The sequence below is a fragment of the Salinicoccus jeotgali genome (assembly GCF_039538805.1).
In the GTDB taxonomy this organism is placed as follows: domain Bacteria; phylum Bacillota; class Bacilli; order Staphylococcales; family Salinicoccaceae; genus Salinicoccus; species Salinicoccus jeotgali.
Map to the genome: position 1 here is coordinate 1 of NZ_BAABCK010000015.1, position 3,708 is coordinate 3,708.

Annotated in this window: 4 protein-coding genes and 1 pseudogene; 4 read left to right on the forward strand and 1 reads right to left on the reverse strand. The window is 35.8% G+C overall.

Features of this window, described 5'->3' with window-relative positions:
* From ABD734_RS03955 to ABD734_RS03970, 4 genes and pseudogenes are all read left to right on the forward strand, one after another.
* Positions 1-460, forward strand: a pseudogene (locus ABD734_RS03955) (IS30 family transposase); the annotation flags it as partial.
* A 248-nt stretch (positions 461-708) separates the two neighbouring features.
* Positions 709-1,080, forward strand: a complete 372-nt coding sequence (locus tag ABD734_RS03960) for a GntR family transcriptional regulator (protein ID WP_344701647.1) — start codon at positions 709-711, stop codon at positions 1,078-1,080.
* Between the two features lie 5 nt (positions 1,081-1,085).
* Positions 1,086-1,952, forward strand: coding sequence for an ABC transporter ATP-binding protein (locus ABD734_RS03965; RefSeq protein ID WP_344701649.1), 867 nt, complete (start codon positions 1,086-1,088; stop codon positions 1,950-1,952).
* A complete protein-coding gene (locus ABD734_RS03970; protein WP_425568293.1) occupies positions 1,945-2,547 on the forward strand; it encodes an ABC-2 transporter permease in 603 nt (200 codons plus the stop codon). The genes ABD734_RS03965 and ABD734_RS03970 overlap by 8 nt, the downstream gene beginning before the upstream one ends.
* Positions 2,548-2,920: 373 nt before the next feature.
* On the opposite strand, the gene ABD734_RS03975 is transcribed toward ABD734_RS03970, so the two are convergent.
* The gene (locus ABD734_RS03975) at positions 2,921-3,535 is read right to left on the reverse strand and encodes a recombinase family protein (protein WP_344701653.1); all 615 of its coding nucleotides are present in this window, start codon (positions 3,533-3,535) and stop codon (positions 2,921-2,923) included.
* Positions 3,536-3,708: the final 173 nt, after the last annotated feature.

Genomic DNA, 3,708 nt, shown 5'->3' on the forward strand with positions numbered 1-3,708 from the left:
TTTGATGCGGCCAAGCTGCCAATGCAGGGCAAGCGAAAACCGAATGGCCATCAGGAACGCCGGGGCAGACAAGCCTTCAGGCGTAATATCTCTGAAAGAGTGGATGACTATCCCACTTTCAATGAAGAGTTCGGCCACCTTGAAGGCGACACCATTGTCGGTGTCCGTCACAAGAGTGCGGTCATCACGCTGGTTGAGCGTCTGTCAAAAGCCATCATCACATTAAAACCCAAAGGCAGAACCGCACTGGATATTGAGTCTGCCATTAATACATGGTGTCAAAAGATGCCTAGAAACCTATTCAAATCCATCACCTTCGATTGTGGCAAGGAGTTNTGGCTTGCTCAGAAGGGATGGCCTGCCTAAAGATATGGATTTCAACACGGTCGACCAAGCTTTTATCTCATCGGTTGCCGCCAGAAGAAACCATATCCCAAGAAAATCATTGAACTTAAGATAATATGCAAAATCGATGCCTCCTAAGTTATTAATATATAGCAACCTATTTGAAATAAAGACTTCAGACGGTTCACCTTTTTCTTATAAAACCCCGTTATTGGCCAATATATTCGCCAGTAATGGGGTTTTATAAAATTCTAAATTTTTTTCTGGAAATTTGATTTATAGGGTAGAAAAGAAGGAAAAAGTATACTATGATAATTGTATACATTGTATAGTAACAATATAATTAAAAGGGAGGGTTAAAATTTGAAAATATTTTTATCGAACACTTCCAAAGAACCCTTCTATACTCAAATATATGTACAAGTAAAATCTTTGATACTGACAGGTGATTTGACTGAGGGCCAATCATTGCCTTCGATGAGGAAATTAGCAAAAGAATTGGGTGTTAGCGTAATTACTGCAAAACGTGCATATGAGGAGCTGGAAAAAGAAGGCTATACTTATTCGATTGTTGGCAAGGGATCGTTTGTAGCTGAACAAAATCTCTCAATAATTAAAGAGAGGAAAATGAAGGCTGTAGAAGAACAAATGCATGACGTCATAGCAAACAGTAAAGAGATTGGAATCAGTTTGGAGGAATTACAGGAAATGCTGAACATATTCTACAAGGAGTGATTATATTGGAAACAATAATTAAATTAAAAAATGTAAACAAAAAATTTAAAGATTTTTCTTTAGAAAACTTGAGCCTGGACATTAATAAAGGCTATATTACTGGGCTCATAGGCTCTAATGGTTCAGGGAAGTCATCTACGATACGAATCATGATGGATTTGATGAGACCCGATTCAGGGGATTTAGAAATTTTCGGACTGAATTATGAAGAACATGAGAAAGAAATTAAGGGTCGAATCGGCTTTGTTTATGACAGCAATATCTACTATGAAGGATTGAATCTTTCAGATATCCAGAGGATAGTCGGTCCGGCCTATCGTAATTGGAATAAGGGCACTTATTTCAATTATCTTAAAAAGTTCAATCTGCCTAAGAATAAACCGATAAAAACATTTTCTAAAGGAATGCAGATGAAAGCCTCCCTCGCTATTGCACTTTCACATGATGCAGAGCTGTTAATTATGGATGAACCTACTGCAGGTTTAGATCCTGTCTTCAGACGGGAGCTGCTGAATATCCTGCAGGATATTCTGATTGAAGAAAATCGGACGATTTTCTTCTCTACTCATATCACATCAGATTTAGAGAAAATTGCAGATTATGTGGCTTTTATAAAAGACGGACGAGTCATATTCAATCACTCTATAAATGATTTACAAGAAAAATTTTCCTTGGTAAAAGGTGAACTAGAGCTGTTGGATAGAGATACTTCTAAAGCGTTCGTCCATATCAACCAGTCAAGTGATACTTTTGAAGCGATGACTGATGATGTTGAAAAAATTCGACGGATTTTTGGAGATACCGTGATTATAGATAAAATATCTTTAGAAGAAATCATGTACTTTTTCAATGGAGATGACAATGATGATTAATTTAATAAGAAGAGATTTGATATTACAGAAGAAACTTTTATGGTTATACATACCATTTATACTATTCTTTGTACTCATGTGGTCTTCACCGTTTTTGATATTTACATTAGCAGCTTTATATATACCATTTAACGCTTTTGCTTATGATGAAAAAGTAGAGTCGGATAAATTACTGAATTCTCTTCCTTATACAAGGCTGGAAATAATTACTTCAAGATATCTCGGTGCAATACTTTATACCATTGTTTCCATCATTCTAGTGAGTGGTTCCCTGCTTTTATTCAACAAACCATTTGCTATGTCGGATATTTTAATAGGATCATCCTTATTTCTTTTGTTAGCTGCATTTACGTTTCCATTATTTCAAATCTTTAAGCAGGGTAATATCACATCTATAATTTTATTAGTTTTTATTGTAAGTACTGTATTACTCAGTAATTCTTCTGAGTTAATGAGTACTTATGGAATTACCTTATCAAATAGTGATGGTGTTCTCAGTTGGCTAGTACCCATAGTTCTTATGATGGCAGTTCTAATCATTTATACAGTATCTTGGTTAACCACATATACTATCTACAATAAAAAAGATTTCTGAATTGGGGAGTGATTTTAATGTTGAAGAAAATACTCAGTGTGGTAATTCTTGTTGCAGTAACGTTAATCATACTTTTTTTAATGGACCTGAGTGGTCTCAACACTCAAGGTACAGATAATTTTCTCGGTAATCTGGATAACCTGGGAATAACATTTATTAACTACCATGCAGATCAAATATATAACATTCTTGCCAGTTTAATTATCATACTCTTTTTCTTGTATCTGATATTCACACTACTTTTTGGTGCAAGAAAAAGTAGTAACTAGCTATAAACTTGTTAATTGCTGTGTGACTTTTGTTTTTACTTTGCACCTATTTTAAAAGCTATTTTGCGCTATATATATATAAAGAGATTGGAACAAAATCACTTTTATGTTCCAACCTCTTTAAGTTCCACCCGTTTAACCAGTTTATAGAACGTTGTTTTTTTAACATTCGCTTGCTGCATCGCCTGTGTTGCTGTAATCTCACCTTTTTTCCATTCATCATACGCAACCATGAATGTCTCTGTAATCTGGACTTTTGGACGACCAAAAACCTTTCCTTGATTCTTTGCTGCATCGATCCCTTCACTTTGTCGTTTGCGAATGCGTTCCCGTTCATCTTGTGCGATCCAAGAAAGTATCTGTAAAACCAGGTCGGCGATAAAGGTGCCCATGCTGTCTTTATATTGGGTTGTATCCAGTAGGGGCATGTCCATCACAATAATATCAGCGTGAAGCTCTTTCGTGATGGCATTCCATTCTTCCACAATTTCTTCTTTATTCCGTCCAAAGCGATCAAGTGAATGGATATACAACACATCTCCAGGTCGAAGAATCCGTTTGAGCAGTTGGTATTGGGAACGTTGGAAATCCTTACCACTACCTTTATCCATAAAAATATCGCGTTCATGGATGCCTTTTTCTTTCATTGCAACAACTTGACGCTGCTCATTTTGATCTTTACTGCTGACACGGATGTATCCATATTTTCGATTTTCCATAGAACACATCTTCTCCCTTTTCCTTAATCTCTCTTTTTTCATTTTACCAGAAAATCGTTCGCTAACGTATATGTAACATAATGAACGTTCACTAAGTATTTTAACATGTTTGTGAACGATTGATTCTATATGTTTAAGGATATTTTTAGGGCGTTCGTTAATGTGTACTTTTA

Coding starts and splice junctions, on each gene's coding strand:
- ABD734_RS03970 (WP_425568293.1), top strand. CDS start 1,945: ATGATTAATTTAATAAGAAGAGATTTGATATTACAGAAGAAACTTTTA.
- ABD734_RS03975 (WP_344701653.1), bottom strand. CDS start 3,535: ATGGAAAATCGAAAATATGGATACATCCGTGTCAGCAGTAAAGATCAA.